This is a genomic window from bacterium (assembly GCA_021372515.1).
GTDB lineage: Bacteria > Gemmatimonadota > Glassbacteria > GWA2-58-10 > GWA2-58-10 > JAJFUG01.
The window spans coordinates 1-22,183 of record JAJFUG010000215.1; the positions used below are offsets into that span (position 1 = coordinate 1).

Genomic DNA, 22,183 nt, shown 5'->3' on the forward strand with positions numbered 1-22,183 from the left:
ACTGTCCGGCGGCGATTCGCGGCAGCGCCGCCGCTGCAACGCGGGAGCGGAATCGATGCTTTGCGAACACTATAGTCAGAAATAGTGTCGCGGTTGGGACGAGGCAAGCGGCCCCCGCTGGCTTTGCTGCTTTGGCCGAAAAAGCAGAAAAGGGTCTTTCGGCTTCTCACTGCAAGTTCCTAACCGGACATTGCTGGGGTGCGGGGGATTCAATCCATCCTCTTCCCCTTTTCCACTATCCGTCTTTGCAGCCTCACGTGAGCCACGACAAAGAAAAGGGGCACACCGCACGGTGGGTGTGCCCCTATACAATCGTTGTTGCTCTGTCCTCTTCCTATCGCCTACAGCCCCAGCACCCGGCCGATGTCGTTGGCCGTGGCGAACACCATCAGCGCCAGCACGATCACCAGCCCCACCTGGATCAGCCGCATGCGCTGCTTGGCCGACAGCGGACGGCCGAAACGTACGGCCTCGATGGCCAGGAACAGCAGGTGGCCGCCATCCAGCACCGGGATGGGCAGAAGGTTCAGCAGGCCGAGGTTGATGCTCAGGATGGCGATGAAGGCCCACAGCTCGCCGGAGCGGGCCGACTCGCCAGCCATCTGGCCGATGATCACCGGCCCGCCCAGGAAATCACGCGCCTCGCGCACCGGTATCTCGCGGCGGACCAGGCCGCCCACCAACCCGGTCAGGCTGCGTACGATGTAGACCGTGGCGTAAGCCGTGTTGCTGGCCCCGCCGACCACGGCCCGTCCCAGGGTCATGTCGATTCGCACCCCGGGCGAGGGGGGACGGATGCCGATCAGCCCGACCTCCTTAAGCTGGTCGCCCTCGCCTCCGGGCAGACGGCTCTTTTCGGGGGTGATGCTGTAGCTCAGCGGCTGGGCCTCGCCCTCGCGCCGCACCTCGATGCTCAGCGTCACGCCGGGGCTGTTGTGGATGATGCGGGTCATCTCCTGCCAGCTTTTCACCGGGACCCCGTCAATGCTGACGATCCGGTCCCCACGCTGCAGGCCGGCCGCGGCCGCCGGCTTACCCGGCACGGTGCCGCCCACCTCCGGCTCGATCATCGGCTGGAGCGCTGACGCAAGCCGCCCGCGCAGGCTGTCGGCCGGAGTGCTGACCGAGGCCGAATAGTCTGTCCCTCCGGCGGGGCTCTCCAGGTCGAATTTCACCGCCGGGCCTTTCGACCCGTCGATGGCCTCCATCAGCTCGTTCCAGTTGGTCACCTCTTTACCATCCACCCGTGTCACCCGGCTGAACGGCTCGATCTGTTCCAGCCCGGGCAGGGAGGAGGGGTTTGCGATCTCGGCGATGACCGTGGTGCCGTAGGTCTGGGCGCCCGAAAAATACAGGGTGCAGATATAGATGACCGCGGCCAGGACCATGTTCATCAGCGGGCCGGCCACGATGACCAGGACACGGGCGGGAAGGCTCTTGGCGCTGAAACGCCGCGCCGGGTCGATGGTGATCCCGGTCTCCTCCTCGAGCTGCTTCTCGTCCTCTGCCGCGCCCTCCAGGGCCTCCACCGGGTCCTCCCCAGTCATCTTGACATAGCCGCCGAACGGGATGGCGCTCAGGGCGTACTCGGTCTCGCCGCGGCGCACGGCCAGGAGGGGCTTGCCCAGGCCGATGGAGAAGCGCAGCACCTGCACGCCCACGGCCTTGGCCGCCAGGAAATGGCCCAGCTCGTGGACAAAGATGCAGATCCCCAGCACGAACACGGTGACAAGTATCGTAACCAGCATCGGACTCTCTCTTCTTTTGATCTTTCCACTCATCACGCGGGCCCGGTACTACGGCCCGAAAAATAATCTACTAAATTATACTCTTTTCCGGATGCAAAATCCAAGCCGACCTGGCGCTCACAGCGATGCCGCGTACTCGCGGGCCCAGCGGTCGGCCTCCAGGATCGTCTCCAGCGAGGGTTCGGACGTGCCCGGAGCCGCGGCGAGGGTCTTCTCGATCAGCCGCGGGATGTCCATGAACCCGATCGCGCCCCGGCTGAAAGCGGACACCGCCGCCTCATTTGCGGCATTGAACACCGCGGTGGCCACCCCACCCTGTCGTCCGGCGGCGTAGGCCAGTTCCAGGCAGGGGAAATTCCGGCTGTCCACCCGCTCGAAAGTCAGGCAACCCAGGGCCGGGAAATCGGGCTTGGCCAGGGGGCCGCACTGCCGGGTGGGCCAGGTCAGGGCGTACTGGATCGGGATACGCATGTCGGGCACGCCCATGTGCGCCAGCACGGCGCCGTCCCCGTACACCGACATGCCGTGGACTATGGACTGCGGGTGCACCAGCACGTCGATGGCCTCGTAGCCCAGTCCGAACAGGAAATGCGCCTCGATCACCTCGAGGCCCTTGTTGGCCAGGCTGGCCGAATCGACCGTGATCTTGGGCCCCATGGACCAGGTGGGGTGACGCAGAGCGTCGGAGTAGGTCTTGCGCTCCAGTTCCTCGCGCGTGCAGCCGCGGAACGGTCCGCCGCTGGCGGTGATCACGATCCGCTCCAAGGCCTGGCCGTGCGACTCCAGGAGCTGGAAAATGGCGCTGTGCTCGCTGTCCACCGGGACAATCCCCGCGCCCGGCGTCTCCGCGGCCAGGCGCATCAGGTGCGCCCCGGCCATGACCAGGCTTTCCTTGTTGGCCAGGGCCAGGCGCTTGCCCGCCTTGAGCGCCGCCACCGAGGGCGGCAGGCCCGCCGCCCCGACCAGGGCGTTGACCACGATATCCGCCTGGCTGTCCGCGGCGAAATCCACCAGGGCGGCATCCCCGGTGTGCAGCTCGAACCCGGCCAGGCTCCCGGGCGGCACACCCCGCAGGGCCTCCGGGTCGGAAACACAGACCCGCCGCACCCCGGCCGCGCGGGCGGCCTCGAGAAGGGCTTTCACGTTGCGGCGCGCGGCCATGGAGACCACCTCGAACTGGCCCTCCAGGGCGGCGATCACTTTCAGGCAGTTCACCCCGATTGAGCCGGTGGCGCCCAGCAGGCAGACTTTCTTCGGCATATTCGTCAATCCGTGGTTTGATCCGTTTCATCCCGAGGCCCGGGCGGAAATGGCTCCCTCCGCACAGGCCGTGCTTGACTTACTTTTTATCTCCCCGACCCTGCGCACCGGGCCTCAGAAAAACAGCGCCCGGTAGACCAGGGCCAGCGGCACGGTGAACAGCAGGCTGTCGAAGCGGTCGAGCACCCCGCCATGCCCTGGGATCAGGTTAGAGGAGTCTTTCACTCCGCAGTCGCGCTTGAACGCCGACTCCACCAGGTCGCCCAGCGGGGCGACCACGGCGAACAGCAGCCCCAGCGCCAGGGCGTGCCCGGCGCCGAACAGCCCCATTACGTGGGCTCCGGCCCCCAGGGCCATCCCGGCCGAGGCGATAATCCCGCCGACCGCGCCCTCGACTGTCTTGCCCGGGCTGATCGCCGGGGCCAGCTTGTGACGGCCGAAAGCCCGCCCGGCCAGGTAGCTGCCCACATCCACGCTCCAGGTGAGCAGGTAGGCCAGGAACAGCCAGCGGAAACCCAGACCATCCGCCGCATCCGAAGTGTGCCGCAGAAGGAGCTGGAGCGAAAACAGCCCCCCGGTGTAGAGCGCCCCGAACACGCTGAGCGAAACCCGCACCAGAGAGCCCTCCACTCCCAGCCGCAGGGCCAGTCCGGCCAGGAGCAGCAGCACGCAGGGTGCGGCCAGGACCACCGTCCCAGCCGCAGGTAACGGCCCGGAGAGCAGCAGCCAGAGCGCCAACGGCAGTGCCGCGGCCAGGAGCACGCCCGCGCGGTCGAGCGCATCAAGCTGCTTACTGCGGGCCATGAAGTAGAACTCGGACGCGCCAAGCCAGGAGCAGAGCGACAGGAAAAGGGCCAGAGGCCAGGAACCGAAACGAGTGAGGAAATAGACCAGAGGCACGCCCACCAGGGCGACAAGACTACGCAGAAGGAAATTCAACGCACCCACCCCCGAGCGGGGGTGGGCCGGTCTGAGAGAAGCGTTCCCCGTCTCAAACCCCGTTCCCCCCGGTAGTCCCCTTGACCATGCCGAAACGCCGCTCCCGTTTCTGGAACGCGGCCACGGCCTCGTAGAAATCGGCTTTACTGAAATCGGGCCAGAGGATCTGTGAAATGTAGAATTCAGTGTAGGCAATCTGCCAGAGCAGAAAATTGCTGATTCGCATCTCGCCGCTGGTGCGGATGAGCAGGTCGGGGTCGGGCAGTCCGGCGGTGTAGAGGCGGTCGGCGAACAGGGCCTCATCCACGCTCTCCGGGTCGAGCCGGCCGGCGGCGGCCTCGGCGCAAAGCCGGCGCGTGGCGTCCAGTATCTCGCTGCGGCTGCCGTAGCTGATCGCCAGATTGAGCAGCATCCGGTCCTGCCCGGCGGTGAACTCGATGGCCTCCTGGATCGCCTTGCGGCTGGTTGGCTCGATTTTCTCCCAGCGTCCGATACAACCCACCCGGATGCCGTTGTCGCGCAGCTCGCGCCGCTCCCGACGGATGTAGTTGCGCAGGATCATCATCAGGGCCTTGATCTCGGCCTCGGGACGCTTCCAGTTCTCCTCGCTGAAAGCGTAGAGGGTGAGCACTTTCACCCCCAGCTCCCGGCTGGCCTCCACCACGGCCCGCACCGCCTGCATGCCACGACGGTGGCCGAAGACACGCGGACGGCCGCGCATCTGCGCCCAGCGGCCGTTGCCATCCATGATGATCGCCACGTGCGCGGGAATGTTGCCGTTGGACAGTATTTCCTGTTTAAGCTCGGTTTCGTTCATCGTCAACCATTCGACGTTCGTGTCTTTTACAGTCCTATCATCCTGTTAAATTAAGAACATATCGCGGCCGGGGCAATATTAATTCCACAGGCCACCACGCATAAAAATACCCCGGTCCGGGCCGGACCGGGGTACGGGTGAAGCAAAGCCTGCCAGGGCCGAATCAGACCTCCATGATCTCGGCTTCCTTGGCCTTGAGCACGGCTTCGAGCTTCTCGATGAAATCATCGGTCAGCTTCTGCACCTCCGCCTCCGCGCGGCGCACGACATCCTCGGAGAGGACCTTGTCCTTCTCCTGCTTTTTCAGCTCGTCGTTGGCTTCCTTGCGGTGGTGACGGATCGAGACCCGGCCGGTCTCGGCGATCTTGTGCGCGAACTTGACCAGGTCCTTGCGCCGCTCCTCGGTGAGCGCGGGTATCGGCACGCGGATCACGTTGCCGTCGCTGCCGGGCGTAAGCCCCAGGTCGGAGGCGAGGATGGCTTTCTGGATCGCGCCGACCATGGTCTTGTCCCAGGGCTGCACCACCAGCAGGCGCGGCTCTGGCGCGGACACCGTGCCGAGCTGGCTGATCGGCATCCGGGCGCCGTAGGCCTCCACCTGGATGCTCTCGAGCAGGGCCGGAGCGGCCTTGCCCGTGCGGAGGCTTGAAAACTCGTGACGAATCCCGTCCACCGCGCGTTGCATCTTGTCCCGTGTTTCGGAGATTATCTTGTCCTTCATGATGTCGCCTCCACGATTGAGCCGATGCTGTCTCCGGCCATGATTCTTGGAAGAGCATCCTTTTGCTTCATGTTGAAAACCAGGATCGGAAGCTTGTTGTCCATGCACAGTGTAATAGCGGTGGTGTCCATCACCCGGAGATGCTGGTTGAGGACCTCAAGGTACGAGATACGGGGGATGAACCGGGCGTCCTTGTCCGTGATCGGGTCGGCGGTGAAGATACCGTCCACCTTGGTCGCCTTGATGATGACCTGGCTCTCGGTCTCGATGGCCCGGAGCACGGCGGCGGTGTCGGTCGAGAAATAGGGGTTGCCGGTGCCGCCGGCGAATATCACCACCCGGCCTTTTTCGAAGTGGCGGATGGCGCGACGGCGGATGTAGGGCTCGGCGAGCTGCTCCATGCGGATCGCGGTCATCACGCGGGTCTCGAGGCCACGGCTCTCCAGCATGTTCTGCACGGCCAGGGCGTTGATCACCGTGGCCAGCATGCCCATGTAATCGGCCGAGACCCGGTCGATCCCCAGCTTGGAGGAGGTGGTGCCGCGCACGATATTGCCGCCGCCGATCACCAGACCGAGCTGCACCCCCAGGTCGTGCACCTTGCAGACATCTTCGAGAAGCGTATCCAGAGCAGTGGAGGAAATACCGTGGCCCTGCTCGCCGGCCAGTGATTCTCCGCTCAATTTGAGCAGGATTCGGTTGTAGCGTAAATGCGAGGGATCCATAGGCGCGGCCGTTTCGTGTGAAAGGATTACGGAGTCCCGCTTAGGGGCGGGACTCCGTACCGTGTGGGAAGGTCAGGTGGAGATCAGCGTCCCAGCTCGAAGCGGGCGAAACGGCGCACCTGAATGTGCTCGCCGAACTTGGCTGCGGCGTTCTTTATCATCTCGCCGACACTCACTTCGGGGTTTTTCACGAAAGGCTGATCGATCAGGCAGACCTCCTGGTAATACTTCTCTACCCGGCCCTCGACGATCTTGTCCAGGACAGCCTCGGGTTTGCCAGACTCACTGGCCTGGGCGCGGTAGATTTCCTTTTCCTTATCCAGCTGGTCGGTGGGCAGCACCGTGCGGTCGACCACGTCCGGGCTGGAGGCGGCGATGTGCATGGAGATGTCCTTGCACAGAGCCGCAAAATCCTCGGTGCGGGCCACGAAATCGGTCTCGCAGTTGACCTCCACCAGCACGCCGATCTTACCGCCCATGTGGATGTAGGAATAGACGCGGCCCTCGCGGGTTTCGCGGTCCTGACGCTTGGCGGCGCGCATGATGCCTTTCTTGCGCAGGATTTCGGTGGCCTTGTCGGCATCCCCGGCGGCTTCTTCCATGGCGCGCTTGCAATCCATCATTCCGGCGCCGGTGGCCTTACGCAGAGCCTGGATGGAGGCGGCGGTTATTTCCATTGTTTCTCCCGTTGAGTCTGACTAATTCAGTGGTAGACAAAACTACCGGCCATCAAGAGCATTCTCTCCATGGCCGGTATCCAGCCGCGCAACGCGCGGCTCAATTTGCATTTAAGCTTTCCGGCCCCTTACTCGCCGGCCCCGCCACCGTCCTCAGCGCCCTTCTTCTTGCGCGGGCGACGGCGCGGACGACCCGAGCCACCGCGGCGGGACTCACGATCCACTTCCTCGGCCTCTTCCGCCTCGGCTTTACGGCGGGCTTCTTCCTCTTCCCTCTCCCGCTGGTCGCTGGGCTTTTCCACGATCTTGGCCCGGCCGTCCATCACCGCGTCGGCGACGGCCTGCGTGATCAGCTTGACCGACCGGATGGCGTCATCGTTGCCGGGGATCGGCACGGTGGCCAGATCGGGATCGCCGTTGGTGTCCAGCAGGGCGATCAGCGGCACGCCCAGCTTGTTGGCCTCGGCCACCGCGATCTTCTCTTTCTGGGCATCCACGATGTATATGACCGCGGGGATGTCGCTCATGGACTTGATGCCTTCCAGGGTCTTCTTGAGCTTGATCAGCTCACGGTCGAGCGAGAGCGCCTCTTTCTTGGTGCGCAACTCGAACTCGCCCTCGTCCTTCATCCGCTCCAGCTCGCGCAGGCGGCGGATATTTTTCTTGATCGTCTGGAAGTTGGTCATCATGCCGCCGAGCCAGCGCTCGTTGACATAATGCATGCCACAACGCTCGGCTTCCTCGCGGATAACGTCACGCACCTGTTTCTTCGTGCCGACAAACAGGACAGAGCCACCCTTGCTGGCGATTTTCTCCACCCGGGACACGGCGTCGGTGAGCTGGTCGTGGGTCTTTTTCAGGTCGATAATGTGAATCCCGTTGCGCTCGGTGAAGATGAATTTCTTCATCTTGGGGTTCCAGCGCCGCGTCTGGTGTCCGAAATGTACTCCCGCTTCCAGCAGGTCCTGAATGCTCGGCAAAGCCATCTTTGACTTATCTCCTTCCGGATTCCTGAATTACTGTGCAGCCGCGGCGACAGGGCCGGGCTTAACTTGCATGCCCCCGGCAGATTGCCGCCGGGCAGCCGATAAGGGTTAACGTTTCGAGAACTGGAAGCGCTTGCGGGCCTTCGGGTGACCGTATTTCTTGCGTTCGACCATCCGGGGGTCACGGGTGAGCAGGCCGAGCTTGCGCAGCAGAGAACGGTTGTTCTCATCCACCTGCACCAGGGCGCGCGCCAGGGCCAGGCTGATCGCTCCAGCCTGTCCGGTCAGCCCGCCACCGTCCACGTTCACCTGCACATCGTAATTACCCATGGCCTCGATGGCGGCCAGCGGCTGCTCACAGATCTGCACATGGGTGGTGCGGGTGAAATAAGTGGACAGGGCACGGCCGTTGACACTCCACTCGCCCTTGCCCCTTTTCAGGTACACCCGGGCCACGCTGGTCTTGCGACGCCCGATGGCGTGAAAAACGTTCAGATCCTTGTCCAAATTAACTTCCTCCTGTCAGGTCTCCCCCGGCGCCGTCCGGGCGGAAGACTCAAATCGCCAGCGGTTCCGGTTTCTGGGCCTGATGGGGATGCTTTTCCCCGCGGTAGACCTTAAGCTTCTTGAGCTGACTGCGACCGAGACGGTTGTGCGGGAGCATACCCCGGACCGCGTGTTCGATCACCCTCTCCGGCTTGTCCTTGATCAGCTTGCTCAGGTCGGTCAGCCGGGCGCCGCCGGGATAACCCGAATGGCGGAAATAGGTTTTGTACTCGATCTTGCGGCCGGTCAGGCGAACCTTGTCGGCATTGACCACGATAACAAAGTCACCCGTGTCCAGATGCGGGGTGAAAACGGGCTTGTTCTTGCCCCGCAGACGCTGCGCCACCACACTGGCCAGACGGCCCAGAACCATGTTCGTGGCGTCCACCACCAACCACTTCTTCTCGATCTCACCTTTTTTAATCGAATAAGTCTGCATGAAAACTCCAACCGGAATGAATCTTTCCAGCCAACCACGTATGAGTACAATAAATCCGGCTGGCCGCGGCTTTCGCGGGCCGGATCGTCGAATTTCTCCAATAGAGATTTCTAAAATTAACAGCCCTTCCGGGCCTTGTCAACAGATTTCTAACAAACTGCGCGGACTGATGTTACTTTCTTTTTGGACGGGAGACCCAGCGTTCGAAGGCGGAAACCGAAACCACGAAACGCATTACACTCTCCTCGGGATAGCCCGAGCCCTCCACGCTGCGCTTGCCGATCTCGAAAGCCAGGTCCAGAAGAGCGGCGTTTTTGCTCATGTACATCCCGGTGCCGAAAGCGAAGATGCTCTCGTGCACCGCGTTGCCGCCCAGCTCGAACGGGTAGACCGTGCGCGAATAACCGACACGCCAGGGCAGACGGCGGTACAGGTGGGGCGACTCCGCCGAGGAGGGCTGCAACTCCACCCCAAGGCCCCAGCGCGACTGGTCCACCGACTGCACCCAGGAGTCGCTCATAACCGCGATCCCGGCCCAGCTCTGCCTCTCGTAATCGGCGCAGACCAGCAGCCGCGGCAGCACACGGTAGGTTCCGCCCAGACGCCACGAGGAGGCCAGGTCCTGCTCCAGCGATTCCTTGAGGCTCACTCCGCCGTTGGTCTTGACTTCCTTGGACACGTGCGCGCTCTTGGACAGCGTGTAACTCAAGCCCACATTCAGATCCTTGTAGGCGCCCAGAAGGCCGAAAGTCGGACGCACGCAGGAATAGTGGTACTTGAACTGGTCGATATCGTTGACCAGCAGGCTGTTGTCGAATGCGATCCGCCGCTCGTGATCCGCCACCCCGATCAGCCAGTCGGCGGCCACACCCACGGCCAGATACTTGGACACCGTGCGCGCCACACCGATACGGCTGACATAGAAGCTGCCGGTGGTGGAGAACGTGCGGGTCGCCGAGCCCGAGCTCAGGAAATCGTAAGCCTTGCTGTCCGAGACTTTCCAGGCCAGATCGCGGTCCTGGTACAGCCCCCAGCTCACGACGAATTTCTTGTAGGCCGGAAAGACAGTGTTGAGCGACAGGTACTCGGTGGCGCGCAGGTTGGTCGAGCCCTGGGGCGTTTTCAGCGTGATGTAGTCCTGCGAGAACGTGCCGTTGACCCCGGAGCGCCAGAAATTGACCAGCCGGGCCGGGTTGCTGAACGAAAAATCCTCACCGTTCAGGGCCGTGGTGGCCCCGCCCAGGGCGCGTCCGCGGGCGTCCGCCCCGCTGACTGGAATACCCAGATGCGCCGCGCCCAGCATCGAATCGGCGTGCAGGACGGATGATCCGCCCGCGAGCAGGGCCATCCCGGCCGCAAGCACCAAACCTTTGAACGCACCACGCATCATCCGCCCCAATTCTTTATGGCTGCGACTGAGAACCCGGGCCGGCGTAGGCCGGCAGGTCGGAATAGATCACGGAGAAATACGGCTGCTTCGTGCTGTCCGCCACCGTGGGCGGGTATATTTCGGCGAAACCGGCGGTGGTGGCGTTGGCCAGGCTGGCCAGCACCACGTAGTTGCTGCTTCCGCCGCCCTCGCGCACCGCTTTCTGCACAGCGCTGGTCACATCCATCACCAGCGAGGTGTCTCTCTCGCCGATCACGATGCCGTAACCCAGGGCCGCGGCGTCCGAGGGCACGAAACCCAGGTCGGTGCGCAGGTAGGTGCCGACCACGAAACTGTCCACGAACGCGGACCGGGCCATGCTCAGGTGGATGCTGGCCTGGTTGATTGTGGAATTGGCCGGGATGCCCGAGAAATCGTAGCGGAAGAACAGTTGACGCGCGGGCAGGGCCGAGATCATCAGGTTGCCGGGATCGTTCGCGCCCTCGAACTTCACGATGGTCGCATCCATGAAAGCACGGCGGTCCAGCAGGAGTTGGTCGCTGGAGCCGGACTCGGTGTAGACCACCTCCAGGCGCGAGGCGGTCGGGCTGTCGGGATAGCCCTCGCGGGCCAGGAACTCGACCATCGTGTCATCCGACCCGTAGGTGATCACCTCCAGCGACAGGTTCTCGCGGCCCGGGAGCCAGGAACGGAGTTGAACCACGTCCAGGCCAACCGAGATCGTGTCGTAGGCCGCACCGTTGAACGGAGCCTGCCCCAGGGGTGCGGCCGCGTAGTCGCCCCCCGGAGTGCTCCAGGGGGCGCCATCCGCCGCCTGGTCGTAGGTGACCTCGGTTTCCTCGAAATCCTTGTTCAGCAGGTGGATCGCGATATTAAGCGGCAGAGTGCCGCGGGTGCGGATCACGAAAAGCTGGAGGCGCGCGGACTGCACCTGGATGGTCGAGGGCAGCGCGGTGCGGAAACTGAGCACAGTGCGCAACTCGTACTGACGGCGGTGGCCGGCCAGAATCGTGGTCTGGCTGCCCTTGGCCACTGTACCGCCCTCGACGGTCCGTATCTCGAGGGCCCGATGGATTTCGGTGCGGATCGGGTCGGAGCCCTGCATCCCGCCGGGGACGAGGAGCATGCCCTTGTCATTATCGGATTTTGTGGCGCAAGCGGTCAGACCGGCCATGAGGACGGCCAAAGCGGTGAGCAGCAGTGTCCTGGTCAGATTTCGCTTCACTATTGTTCTCAGTCTCGGGTTGCCGTGGTCTTGGGTTTCAGGGCCGGTCAGCGGAAAAACAGGGCCGCCCATCCATCGTGCGATACGCCTTCCGCGCGCGGCGAAAATTGCATCCTGGGGGCGGCCAGTGGATAAAACTAACTCAAACGGGACGATTAAGCAACCCTTATACTTTTAAGAGGAAAGCCGCACATACTGCAGCCTGAGCTGGGTCAGAGCGGTTTCCAGGGCCTTTTTCTCATCCTCGTCAAGGTTGCCGCGGGTCTTGTCCTGCAGCACGCCCAGAAGGTCGATGACCATCCGGGCCAGCTCCAGGTTCTGCTGCTTGTCTCCGGTCTTCTCCGGGTCGAGGGCGGCCTCGAGGTAGCCTCCGGCGCTGGAACTGAGCATCAGCACCAGAGTGATGAAATTGGCCAGCCCATTGGATGCTACACTGTCATCCGCCATTTGTTCCTCCCTCTTACTTGAGGTTGAAACCGGCAAACCCGAGGAAAGCGATAGACATCAGGCCGGCGCAGATCAGCGCGATCGGAATGCCGCGCAGGATCGAGGGCACGCGGGCCAGCTCGATCCGCTCACGGATTCCGGCCATCAGCAGCAGGGCCACGGTGAATCCCATCCCGGCCGTGGTGCCTTGGACCAGGGCCTCGACAAAATTCAGCTTGTCGTTGATGTTCAGCACGGCCACGCCCAGCACGCAGCAATTGGTGGTGATGAGCGGCAGGTAAATCCCCAGTGCCTGGTACAGCGACTGGGCGGTCTTGGCCAGCACGATTTCGACAAACTGCACCAGGGCCGCGATCACCAGAATGAACACGATCGTGCTCAGGTAGGTGATATCGTACGGGACCAGCACCAGGTAGTAGATCGGCCAGGTGACAAACGCGGTCATGGCCATGACGAAGATCACCGCCAGGCCCATGCCCACCGCACTCGACATCTTGCGGCTCACCCCGAAGAACGGGCAGAGACCCAGAAAGCGCGACAGGACGAAGTTGTTGATGAAAATGGTGCTGATGGTGATTACGAACAGGCGGCCGAAATCCATTATTCACCCGCCCCCTTCCGCGATTCAAAATAGTTGAAACCCGCCAACATCAGGCCCAGGGCGATGAATCCGCCCGGAGGCAGGATAAACAGCAGGATCGGCTTGTAGGAAGCCGGGGTGACCGGTATGCCGGCGAACGTGCCGGCGCCCAGTATCTCGCGCACCGACCCGATCACGCACAGCACCACGGTGAACCCCAGGCCCATGCCAAGACCGTCCAGGAACGAGTGCACCACCCCGTTCTTGCCGGCGAACGCCTCGGCGCGGCCCAGGATGATGCAGTTGACTACGATCAGCGGGATAAAAATGCCCAGGGCCTTGTGCAGGGCCGGGGTGTAGCCGTGCATCAGAAGGTCGACTATGGTGACGAAGCTGGCGATGATGACGATGTAGGCCGGCAGGCGGATCTTGCCCGGAATGCCCTTGCGCACCAGCGATACCACCACGTTGGAGCCGACCAGCACCGTGGTGGCGGCCAGCCCCATGCCCACTCCGTTGACTACGGACGTGCTCGTCGCCAGGGTGGGACACAGCCCGAGCAGCAGCCGGAAAATCGGCACTTCCTCCCACAACCCCCGGCTGAACGTTTTCCAGTATGACACGCTCGACTCCTTCTACGATCAGGGTTGCTTGATTTTCGACTGCAATTTTTCCATGGCCTCACGGACCGAGCGGGTGACCGCCCGCGAACTGATTGTCGCGCCGGTGATGGCCTCGATGCGGCTGGGGTCCTTGCCCCTGACCACTTGCAGTTGCTCGATGGATTTACCCTTGAACTGGTCCTGGAACCAGGGGGTCTTCGCTCCGCTCTTGACTTCCTCCACCCGTGTGCCCAGGCCCGGGGTCTCCTGCTGCGCGGCGATTTTGATCCCGGTCAGTTGCAGCAGCGTGTCCAACCCGACCATGGTGCGGATGTCGCTGGAGTAGCCGTGTCCCTCGGCCGGAACCACGTAGCCGATAAGCTGACGGCTGACACTGTCGGAGTAGGCCCGGTAGTAGAGCAGCGCCGCGCTGGAGTCTTTCTCGAACCAGCCTGCCCCGGGCAGGGAGGCCCGACGGGCCTCGGCCTCGCGCGAGGCCTCCACCGCAGCGATCTTGTCGCGGGTGACCAGGTAGACATTGGACAAGGCCGAGGCGGCAACCACCGAGATGAAAGCCAGGATCACCGCCATTTTCAATATCTCACGCAATTTCACTTACCTCCCGCGGCTTCCGCGCCGTAGACCCGCGGACGGGTGTAGGCGTCGATCAGCGGCGTAGCCGTATTCATCAGCAGGATGGCGTAGGAGACACCTTCGGGGTAGCCGCCCTTGACCCGGATCAGCACGGTCAGAAGCCCGCAGCCCACGGCGAACACCCATTTACCCTTGCGGGTCACCGGGCTCGTCACCATGTCCGTGGCCATGAAAAAGGCGCCCAGGATCAGCCCGCCGCTCAGCACGTGCAGCAGCGGGTTGCCTGTGAAATAGCCCTCGGGCCCGGCGAACACCCAGGCGGCCAGCGCCACGGTGCCGATGTAGCCCAGCGGCACCCGCCAGTCGATGTACTTGCGGACGAACAGGTAGACCGCACCGATCAGCAGCAGAATCGCCGAGGTCTCGCCCAGCACGCCGCCCATGTTGCCCAGCAGAAGGTTCCGGTAGAACTCCCACTGGCCGGTCTGGGCCAGGACCGCATGGGCGTTCTGCACCTCCCGCGGGCTGAAAGCCGAGGGATTCTGCAGGATGGGGGCCACCGTGTTCTTGATCAGCTGCAGCGGGGTGGCCTGGGTGACACCATCCAGGGTCAGGCCGCTCAGCGTGCCGCCACGCGGGACCGGGTAGTCGGGACTGGAAATCATGATTGTGGGGAACGAGGCCAGCAGGAACGCCCGCGCCGCCAGGGCCGGGTTCCAGACGTTGAAGCCGATGCCGCCGAACACTTCCTTGGCCACCACGATGGCGAAAACGCCGCCCAGGACCGCCAACCACCAGGGCGCGTTGGCCGGAAGGTTGAACGCCAGCAGCAGACCGGTCACCACTGCCGAATAGTCATCGATCGAGCGTGGCACCTTGCGTAGGCGCTGGCAGAGCGCCTCGGCCGCCACCGCGGAGCCGATGCTCAGCACGATCAGCATCGCGGCGTGCCAGCCGAAGAAATACACCGCCCCCAGCGTGGCCGGAGCCAGCGAGATCAGCACCCCTTTCATGATCGAGGGCACCGATTCGCCGGTGTAGAAATGTGGAGAGCTCGAGACTTTCAGAAATTCACTCATCAGGTCACCTTGCCGCTCTTGGACAGACTTCTCCCGGAAAATTCCGTTCGATTGCGAATTGAAACGGTTAACACTGCCCCGGAGCCACCGCTGTCAGCGGACAGCGCCTCGCCCGGAGGCGGGATTTATTTCTTGGCCGCCCGGTCCTGGCTCATCACCGTAAACTTGCCGTAGCGGATAAGCTGCACCAGGTTCCGTCCGGCCGGGCAGGTGAAGCTGCACGAGCCGCACTCGATGCAGTCCTTCACGTTAAGCTCACGGCAACGGTCCCAGCGCTCGTTCTCGGCCAGAAGGGCCAGGTCGCAGGGCAACAGGTGGATCGGACAGGCATCCACGCAGCCGCCGCAACGGATGCAGGCGCGGTGAAGGCTTTCCGGCACCGGCTCGGGTATCAGCAGCAGACCGTTGGTCCCCTTGAGCACCGGCACCTCCAGGTTCGGCAGGGCCACGCCCATCATCGGCCCGCCCATCACCGCCTTGCCCAGGTTCTCGGCCACCCCGCCCGTTTTCTCCAGCAGCTCGCTGATCAGCATCCCCACCCGCACGCTGTAGTTGCCGGGGTTCAGCGCGGCGCCGCCGGTCACGGTGACCACTTTCTCGATCAGCGGGCGTCCCGTGGTCACGGCGTCGAACACCGAAAGCACTGTGGAGACGTTCTGCACCACGCAGCCCACGTCCATCGGCAGCTTGCCCGAGGGGACCTGGCGGCCGGCAATGGCCTCGATAAGCTGTTTCTCACCGCCCTGCGGGTACTTGGTCTGGAGCGTGACCACCTGCCAGCCCTCGCGCCCCTTGGCCTGCCCGGCAACGGCGGCCAGGGCCTCGGGTTTGTTGCTCTCCACGGCGAGGTACACTTTCGCGCAGCCAAGCACGCGGGCGATAATCCCCACTCCGGCCACCAGGTCGGCGCTGCGCTCGAGCATCTGACGGTAGTCGGTGGTGAGGTAGGGCTCGCACTCTGCGCCGTTGAGGATGAAAACGTCGATCTTACGGTCGGCGGGAGGAGAGAGTTTGACATGCGTGGGGAAAGCCGCGCCGCCCAGACCTACGATGCCGGCGTCGCGGATGATCTTCTTGATCTCGTCCACACCCAGGCTTTCCGGGTCGCGGCGGGTGAGCAGCCCGGGTTCCCACTCGTCCTGGCCGTCCGACTCGATCACCACGGCCTGCATACTGACCCCGCTCGGGTGCAGAGCCTCGCCGACCGACTTGACTGTGCCCGAAACCGGGCTGTGCAACGGGATGCTCACGAACCCGGTCGCACGGGCCACCAGCGTGCCGACCTTGACCGCATCCCCGCTGGCCACGGCCAGCTCCAGCGGCGCTCCGATGTGCTGCTGCAAGGGCAGCACCACTTTCGAGGGCAGCGCGACCGGCTCAATCTTTTTATCTTTGGTGGCGTCTTTGAACTCGGGAGGATGGACCCCCCCGCGGAACGTGGCGAGCTTAACCATCTGACCTTCCTGTCACTCCGGATTGACTCTTTCCGGACCCAGTTCCCGGATCTGTTTCTCGAACTCCGAAACCGCCTCGAAACGGTAATAGACCGAGGCGAAACGCACATAGGCCACCGGGTCGAGCTTCTTGAGCTGCTTGATCACTTCCTCGCCCAGGACCTTGCTCGGCACCTCACTGACATTCAAACGGTCGATGGCCTTTTCCACCTGGTGAATCAGCCGGTCGATGTCATCCATGCGCACCGGACGTTTCTTGCAGGCGGTGATAAGGCCCATCTTCAACTTTTCGGCGCTGTAGGGCTCCCGCCGCCCGTCACTCTTGACCACCATCAGCGGGATGCTCTCAATGTACTCGTAGGTGGTGAAGCGGCGCTTGCACTCGAAACACTCGCGGCGGCGGCGGATTATGGACCCATCCTTCACTGCGCGGGAGTCGACCACCCGGCTGTCCTCATAGTTGCAGAACGGACATTTCATAGGTTCAGGGATTCAACCTGGCGCGAGCCATCTGGGCTGCATCGGAGTCCGGGTATTTCTGGACCACTGTCTGCAGGAACGTTTCTCCGCGCGCTTTCTGCCCCATGCTGATATAACAGTCACCGATCCGGTAGAGCGCGTCCGGGACGAGCTGGGAATCGGGGAAACGGTCCACGATCTGGCGGTAGGCCTTGATCGCTTCGTCGTACTTTTTCAGCGCCCGGAAGCTGTTCCCGATGTAGAGGTTCGCATTCGCCGCCAGCGGGATATCAGGATAGCGGGCCAGAAAATCCCGGAAACCCTCGATAGCCATCTGGTAGTTGCTGGCGGTGAAATCCTTGTAGGCAAGTTCGTAGAGCTGATTGGGATCAGCCGCGTTCTGGGTGGCAGGGGTGGCGGTTGCACTACCGCCTGCAGCGGGGACGCTCTGCCCCGAGACGGCGCGCGCCTGGAACTCGGACTGTAAACGCAGAAGCCGCTGCTCTGTGTCGGAAATTCTCTGCTGGAGGGTGGACATCTGCTCTTCAAGTTGCCCGGTGTCGCTGCGGTAGCCGGCCTGGAAACGGTCGAGCGTCTCCACGCGCTGATTGACCAGGCTGTCCAGCAGGGCGATCTGGCTTTTGAGCTGGCGCTGGTCCTGGCGCAGGCCGAACACCTCGGAACGCAGGATTTGCAGATCGCTCGACTTGGCCCCGCCGCAACCGGCCACGGCCAGCACTGCCAGAACCAGAATCGCGGCCAGGCTGCTTTTCCCGCAAACTGCCATCATTGCCCCTCCCGGCTCGGTGACTTTCCAGCGCGGGCCTGCGGCCCCGAATGGGCGTATTAAACAAGTGGGCGCCGGTGAATATATCGGCGCCCACTCAGGTATTCCTCAACGGTGTCGTAAGAACCGCGGGGATCGATACAAGCGGCCCCCCGTCCGTGCAGATCACGCGTTACCGCCGAGTCGCTAAAATTCACACTGATGCCGGCACGCATCCGTCCGACATTCTCTCTATCTTAGAACTCAGCCTTGAACTCGTCCCGGCGGTTCTTGGACCAGCAGGACTCGTTGTGGCAGTCGGCGACCGGATTTTCCTCGCCCCAGCTCTTGACGGTGATGCGGCTGGCCGCCACACCGGCGTTGACCAGGAATTCCTGGGCGGAGGTGGCACGGCGCTCGCCGAGGGCCAGGTTGTAGGCCTCGGTGCCGCGCTCATCGCAGTAGCCCGAGACGAGCAGGGTCAGCTCACTGTTGTCCTTCAGGATCCCGGCGATCTCGGTCAGAACCGACTGATACTCCGGCTTGATGTTGCTCTTGTCGAAATCGAAATAGACTATCTTGGCCGCGATCTGCTCGGCGGCCTTGGTCAGGCGCTCGCGGCGCTGACGGGCCAGCATCTCGGAGTCATCCTGCTTGGCCGGCTCAGGGGCCTTCTCGACAACGGGCGGAGCGGGAGGCGGAGGCGGCGGAGCGACTTCTTTCTTGTGGCAACCGAGAACCAGAGCGAACATAAGAGCTGCGAGTGTGGACACTAACATCTTTCTACTCACGAATCACCCCCGGCAATGAGTTGGACCAACTGAAAATTCTGCTTTCCAGAACTTCAGAAATAACGTATCCGTGGTGTACCCGGACGGATAACTACCTTGAAGTGCAATCAAATCAGTAAGATTATTACACCAAAGCCCTCTTTTGTCAAGAGTAAAAGGTCGACAAATCCCGCCAATCCGGGGCAGCGCCCCTCCCAGACCCGCGTCCGGGGCTCATTCGGCGAAAGGCGACCAGGCTGGCGCGCTGCCGTCGCGGAACCGCGCATTCAGCGGATGCTGGTTGCGCCCGTCCCAGTCCATGACGAAAAGCTCGAAATTGCCACGACCGCCGCGGCGGTCTGAACAGAATATAATATGCAGACCGTCCGGGCTCCAACAGGCATCCCGGTTTTCGCCGTCCGTGGTGAGTTGGATGAAATTGTCGCCGTTGGTGTCGATGATGGCGATCTGGAACAGGCCCACCTCGGTGGTCAGCACCACCTTGTCGCCGAACGGCAGGGGCCGCCAGCGCGGGGTGGTGTTGCGGCTTTCGAAAGTCAGGCGGCGCACGTTGAGGCCGTCGGCGCCCATGATAAAAATGTGCGGGTTGCCCGCGCGCGTGCTGGCAAAGGCCAGTTCCTCGCCGTTGGGCGACCAGCTCGGCTCGAAATCCATGGCGAAGCTATAGGTCAGACGGCGGGGCTTGTGCTCGCCCGGCGGAAGGTAGTAAATCTCCTGGTTGCCGGTGGCGCTGCTGGAAAAGGCCATGAAGCCGTTGCGCTTGCACCAGTCCGGGGCCTGGTCCACGCCCTTGGCCGCGTAGAGCACCTTGGCGCGCCGGGTGGCCACGTTCACCACGTAGATATCGGCGTCCCCGTCCCGCAGATTCGTATAGGCGATCTGGTCGCCGTCCGGGCTCCAGGTGGGGCTCTTGGCCAGAGTGCTGTCGGAGGTCAGCCGCACCACGTTGTACCCGTCGTAATCCGCGATGTAAATGTCCTTGGCCCGCTTGGCGGTCTGGCTGATAAAGGCGATATGCGTGCCGGCCACCCCGCGCTCGCCGGTGATGTTCAGCACGATGTCGTCCGAGATGCGGTGCGCCACCTTGCGGATATGCTCCAGGTCGAGCTCGTAGTTCTTCAGGAATACCAAATCCCCCAGGGACAGGTCGTAGACCCGTATCTCGGCCGAGGGCTTGCCCCCCACCATCAGGAACGAGCCGGCCACCAGATAGTCCGAGCCGGTGCCTTTCCAGCCGGCGTAGTCCACGCTGCCCTTGTCCGAGCTGAGCGCGGCAAAGGTCAGCTCATCCACGTTGCGGTTGACCAGGTCGAAGCGCAGCGAGAAATCCAGGTCGGCCAGCACCACCTCCCGCAGTTCCTGGGCCTGGGCGTGGATGTCGGGCATGGTCGGGTCGGCGACCGGCAGCGGCGCGACCACTATCTTGTAGCGCCGTATCTGGCTGGTCGTGATGCGGGTGCGGACTTCGCCCGAGGGCAGCTGGCCGGGTGGCGCCTGGGCCATTAGCGGCAGAGCGGCGAAGGTAAGCAGAACGAGCGCGATCATCCTTTTCACAATGGCCTGTCCCTTGCTCTTGTCTCTCACTGGGGTTTGTATTCGAAATCCAGATGCACCGTGAGCTGCGGTTCGCTGTAATCGGCCGGCAGCGGAGGCAGCGGGTTGGAGCTGAATACGGCGCGCAGGGCGGCCCGGTCGAAACTGGCCACTCCGCTGCTCGTCTCCACCCGTGCGTCGCTGATCGTGCCGTCCCCCCCCACCCGGAAATAGATCGTGGCCACCACCGACTCCTCGCGGCCGCTGTAGGGGTTGATCCAGTTGCGGCTGATCTTGTCCACCATGATACGCAGGTAGTACGGGTACTCGAACACCTCATCCGAGCGCATGCCGCTCAGGCCCGGGTCGACCTGGGACAGGTTCTTGCCCTGGATGGTCGACTGCTGCGTCTGTTTCTGCGGCGTGGGCTTTTCTTTCTTGGGCTTGGGCTTGAGGCGCTTTTTCTCCTCCGGCGGAGGCGGTATCGTTTCCGCCTCCACCTGCTCCACCACATCCTCCGGTGGAGCGGCCTGCACATCCGGCATGGCGATGAGCTGCACCTGATAGACCGAAGGCAGGGAGATATAGGTGGTCCTGCGCCAGCCCGCCACCATCACGGCGGCCACCAGGGCCAGATGGATGAAAGCCGAGGTCAGAATCGCCTTGCGCAAAAAGCATCCTTTCATCGACCGCGGCCGGGCGTGCGCCACGGGCGAGCCTGTTTCAGCGTCCGGAGGGCGGCAGCACAGAGGGTTCGGCCACGAGGCCAAGAGATTCGAACCCGGCCTGTTTGATCAGCCCCAGGATCAGGGTCACCTTGCGGTAGGCGATGTCCTCATCCGCCCGCAGGTAGACCGCCTTGGTCTTGCTGCTGGCATAGTACTGGGCCAGCTTGTCGGCAAGCTGCTCCTCGGGCACGGCCTCATCGTTGAGGTAGATGCCCTTGTCCTTGCTCAGGGTGACCACCAGCCCGGTAAAGGTGAACGACTGCGCAACTTGCGTTTTGGGCAGCACCACCTCGATCCCGCCCTGGAACAGCGGGGTCGAGATCATGAACACGATCAGCAGGGTCATGGTGACATCGACGAGGGAGGTGATGTTGATCTGATCCATCATCCCGTCCTCGTTCTCACGCTTGATGAACCTGGACAAGCTTTCCTCCCTACAGCGGTTGGACGATGCAGCCGCCGCGTGTATTCAGAGCGCCCCGGGAGGGGCGGCGTCAACTCAGAGGTTCAGGCTGCTCTTGTAGATAATCCCGGCCAGTTCGAGCGCGAAATTGTTGCAGCGCTCCACGATCATTTTCACCCGGCTGTTCAGGTAGTTGTAGCCCACGACCGCCGGAATAGCCACAAACAGGCCGGCCACTGTGGTAGTCAGGGCGTCCGCGATGCCGGGGGCGACCACCGCGATGTTGGCCGAGCCCTTGGTCGCAATGTCCAGGAAGGAGATCATGATGCCCCAGACCGTGCCCAGCAGGCCGAGGAAAGGGCTGATCGTGGTGCAGGTGGCCAGGAAGACGATATACTTGCGCAACTCGGCGGCGCGGTCCGAAATGACACGCTCCATCGACATCAGCAGGTTGTCGCGCATCATCACCGTGGGATCGAACCCCAGACCGCTGTCCGCAGCGCGGGCGGCGATCAGCTTGCGCAGCTGGTGCACCTCGCGCACGGCGGTGCTGACCATGATCCCGATGGGAGAGACATCCATGTCGCGGGCCGCCTCCTGGATCTGTTCCAGGTCGCGCGCCTTGCGGAACCTCTCCATGAACATGTCGATCTCGGCAATTGCACGGCGAAGCAACCTGAACTTAGAACCCATTATCGCCCAACTGACTACGGAGAAGATCGCCAGTGTGATCAGTATGAGCTGCGCTTCCCAACTGGCGTGAATAATCTTGTCCAGCAAATCTTTTCTCAAGGCTCAGCCCTTTCTGTCTCTGCTTTCTCCGGTCACAATTTCACTATCTTCTCCGACACCAGGCCGCGCGAACCGAAAGCGTTGCGGGTGTCCACTATCGAGCGCGCATTCTTCAGCACCATCGGATAGTCGAAGCCGCTGTGGTCGGTGGTGACCACCACGCAGTCGACCGCGGCGACCAGCTTGGCGGTGAGCTCCTGGCTCACCAGCGGCTTGCCGTTCATGGCGAACTCCTGCACGAACGGGTCGGTGAAACAGACCGCGGCCCCCTTGCGCTGCAGCAGCTTGATCACATCCAGCGCCGGGCTCTCACGCAAGTCGTCGATATCTTTCTTGTAGGCTACGCCCAGGACCAGGATCTTCGCGCCCTTGACACTCTTTTCCATCTGGTTGAGCGCCCCGGTGACCAGCTCAACTACATAATCCGGCATCTTGGAGTTGATCTCTCCGGCCAGCTCGATGAAACGGGCGTAGTAGTTGAG

General features: G+C 62.9%; 25 protein-coding genes and 1 pseudogene. All 26 read right to left on the bottom strand.

All coding sequences use genetic code 11. The features are described from left to right. Window positions 1-341 precede the first annotated feature (341 nt). Entirely contained in the window at window positions 342-1,748 is a 1,407-nt protein-coding gene (rseP, locus tag LLH00_19275) for an RIP metalloprotease RseP (protein MCE5273425.1), read from the bottom strand. 117 nt (window positions 1,749-1,865) lie between these two features. Then, window positions 1,866-3,008 carry a 1-deoxy-D-xylulose-5-phosphate reductoisomerase gene (gene dxr, locus LLH00_19280; protein MCE5273426.1) on the bottom strand — a complete coding sequence of 381 codons (1,143 nt, stop codon included), beginning with the start codon at window positions 3,006-3,008 and terminating at the stop codon, window positions 1,866-1,868. 114 nt (window positions 3,009-3,122) lie between these two features. After that, window positions 3,123-3,947 carry a phosphatidate cytidylyltransferase gene (locus LLH00_19285; protein MCE5273427.1) on the bottom strand — a complete coding sequence of 275 codons (825 nt, stop codon included), beginning with the start codon at window positions 3,945-3,947 and terminating at the stop codon, window positions 3,123-3,125. Between the two features lie 52 nt (window positions 3,948-3,999). Then, window positions 4,000-4,764, bottom strand: coding sequence for an isoprenyl transferase (locus LLH00_19290; protein ID MCE5273428.1), 765 nt, complete (start codon window positions 4,762-4,764; stop codon window positions 4,000-4,002). 163 nt (window positions 4,765-4,927) lie between these two features. Further along, complete coding sequence (gene frr, locus LLH00_19295) at window positions 4,928-5,485, bottom strand: ribosome recycling factor (protein MCE5273429.1); 558 nt, start codon at window positions 5,483-5,485, stop codon at window positions 4,928-4,930. Beyond that, window positions 5,482-6,210: a UMP kinase gene (pyrH, locus tag LLH00_19300; protein MCE5273430.1), complete on the bottom strand. Its 729-nt coding sequence runs from the start codon at window positions 6,208-6,210 to the stop codon at window positions 5,482-5,484. Before pyrH ends, frr begins: the two co-directional genes overlap by 4 nt. Before the next feature lie 83 nt (window positions 6,211-6,293). After that, a complete protein-coding gene (gene tsf / locus LLH00_19305) occupies window positions 6,294-6,887 on the bottom strand; it encodes a translation elongation factor Ts (protein MCE5273431.1) in 594 nt (197 codons plus the stop codon). 257 nt (window positions 6,888-7,144) lie between these two features. Continuing rightward, window positions 7,145-7,873 (bottom strand): annotated as a pseudogene (rpsB, locus tag LLH00_19310) (30S ribosomal protein S2). A gap of 108 nt (window positions 7,874-7,981) precedes the next feature. Beyond that, window positions 7,982-8,368: a 30S ribosomal protein S9 gene (rpsI, locus tag LLH00_19315; protein ID MCE5273432.1), complete on the bottom strand. Its 387-nt coding sequence runs from the start codon at window positions 8,366-8,368 to the stop codon at window positions 7,982-7,984. A 61-nt stretch (window positions 8,369-8,429) separates the two neighbouring features. After that, window positions 8,430-8,858 carry a 50S ribosomal protein L13 gene (gene rplM / locus LLH00_19320; protein MCE5273433.1) on the bottom strand — a complete coding sequence of 143 codons (429 nt, stop codon included), beginning with the start codon at window positions 8,856-8,858 and terminating at the stop codon, window positions 8,430-8,432. Between the two features lie 172 nt (window positions 8,859-9,030). Then, window positions 9,031-10,245 (bottom strand): hypothetical protein, encoded by a 1,215-nt coding sequence (locus tag LLH00_19325; GenBank protein ID MCE5273434.1) that lies wholly within the window; start codon window positions 10,243-10,245, stop codon window positions 9,031-9,033. A 16-nt stretch (window positions 10,246-10,261) separates the two neighbouring features. Then, on the bottom strand, window positions 10,262-11,374 hold the full coding sequence (locus LLH00_19330; GenBank protein ID MCE5273435.1) for a DNRLRE domain-containing protein: 1,113 nt from the start codon (window positions 11,372-11,374) through the stop codon (window positions 10,262-10,264). A gap of 273 nt (window positions 11,375-11,647) precedes the next feature. After that, window positions 11,648-11,920 carry a DUF1844 domain-containing protein gene (locus LLH00_19335; protein MCE5273436.1) on the bottom strand — a complete coding sequence of 91 codons (273 nt, stop codon included), beginning with the start codon at window positions 11,918-11,920 and terminating at the stop codon, window positions 11,648-11,650. A 13-nt stretch (window positions 11,921-11,933) separates the two neighbouring features. Then, complete coding sequence (locus LLH00_19340; GenBank protein ID MCE5273437.1) at window positions 11,934-12,521, bottom strand: RnfABCDGE type electron transport complex subunit A; 588 nt, start codon at window positions 12,519-12,521, stop codon at window positions 11,934-11,936. Then, on the bottom strand, window positions 12,521-13,123 hold the full coding sequence (locus LLH00_19345; GenBank protein MCE5273438.1) for an electron transport complex subunit E: 603 nt from the start codon (window positions 13,121-13,123) through the stop codon (window positions 12,521-12,523). The genes LLH00_19340 and LLH00_19345 overlap by 1 nt, the downstream gene beginning before the upstream one ends. A gap of 18 nt (window positions 13,124-13,141) precedes the next feature. Further along, window positions 13,142-13,711, bottom strand: a complete 570-nt coding sequence (locus LLH00_19350) for an FMN-binding protein (GenBank protein ID MCE5273439.1) — start codon at window positions 13,709-13,711, stop codon at window positions 13,142-13,144. A gap of 2 nt (window positions 13,712-13,713) precedes the next feature. Next, a complete protein-coding gene (locus LLH00_19355; protein ID MCE5273440.1) occupies window positions 13,714-14,775 on the bottom strand; it encodes an RnfABCDGE type electron transport complex subunit D in 1,062 nt (353 codons plus the stop codon). Between the two features lie 125 nt (window positions 14,776-14,900). After that, window positions 14,901-16,229 (bottom strand): electron transport complex subunit RsxC, encoded by a 1,329-nt coding sequence (rsxC, locus tag LLH00_19360; GenBank protein MCE5273441.1) that lies wholly within the window; start codon window positions 16,227-16,229, stop codon window positions 14,901-14,903. Window positions 16,230-16,241: 12 nt separating this feature from the next. After that, entirely contained in the window at window positions 16,242-16,709 is a 468-nt protein-coding gene (gene nrdR, locus LLH00_19365; GenBank protein ID MCE5273442.1) for a transcriptional regulator NrdR, read from the bottom strand. Window positions 16,710-16,713: 4 nt separating this feature from the next. Further along, window positions 16,714-17,478: a tol-pal system protein YbgF gene (ybgF, locus tag LLH00_19370; protein MCE5273443.1), complete on the bottom strand. Its 765-nt coding sequence runs from the start codon at window positions 17,476-17,478 to the stop codon at window positions 16,714-16,716. A 233-nt stretch (window positions 17,479-17,711) separates the two neighbouring features. Then, window positions 17,712-18,206, bottom strand: a complete 495-nt coding sequence (locus tag LLH00_19375; GenBank protein MCE5273444.1) for an OmpA family protein — start codon at window positions 18,204-18,206, stop codon at window positions 17,712-17,714. 252 nt (window positions 18,207-18,458) lie between these two features. Continuing rightward, the gene (locus LLH00_19380; GenBank protein ID MCE5273445.1) at window positions 18,459-19,790 is read right to left on the bottom strand and encodes a hypothetical protein; all 1,332 of its coding nucleotides are present in this window, start codon (window positions 19,788-19,790) and stop codon (window positions 18,459-18,461) included. 35 nt (window positions 19,791-19,825) lie between these two features. Next, a complete protein-coding gene (locus LLH00_19385; protein MCE5273446.1) occupies window positions 19,826-20,449 on the bottom strand; it encodes a TonB family protein in 624 nt (207 codons plus the stop codon). Window positions 20,450-20,501: 52 nt separating this feature from the next. After that, entirely contained in the window at window positions 20,502-20,930 is a 429-nt protein-coding gene (locus LLH00_19390) for a biopolymer transporter ExbD (protein MCE5273447.1), read from the bottom strand. 75 nt (window positions 20,931-21,005) lie between these two features. Next, window positions 21,006-21,701, bottom strand: coding sequence for a MotA/TolQ/ExbB proton channel family protein (locus LLH00_19395; GenBank protein MCE5273448.1), 696 nt, complete (start codon window positions 21,699-21,701; stop codon window positions 21,006-21,008). Window positions 21,702-21,733: 32 nt separating this feature from the next. Then, window positions 21,734-22,183: UDP-N-acetyl-D-glucosamine dehydrogenase (locus LLH00_19400; protein ID MCE5273449.1), on the bottom strand; the 450-nt coding region annotated here is incomplete at its 5' end.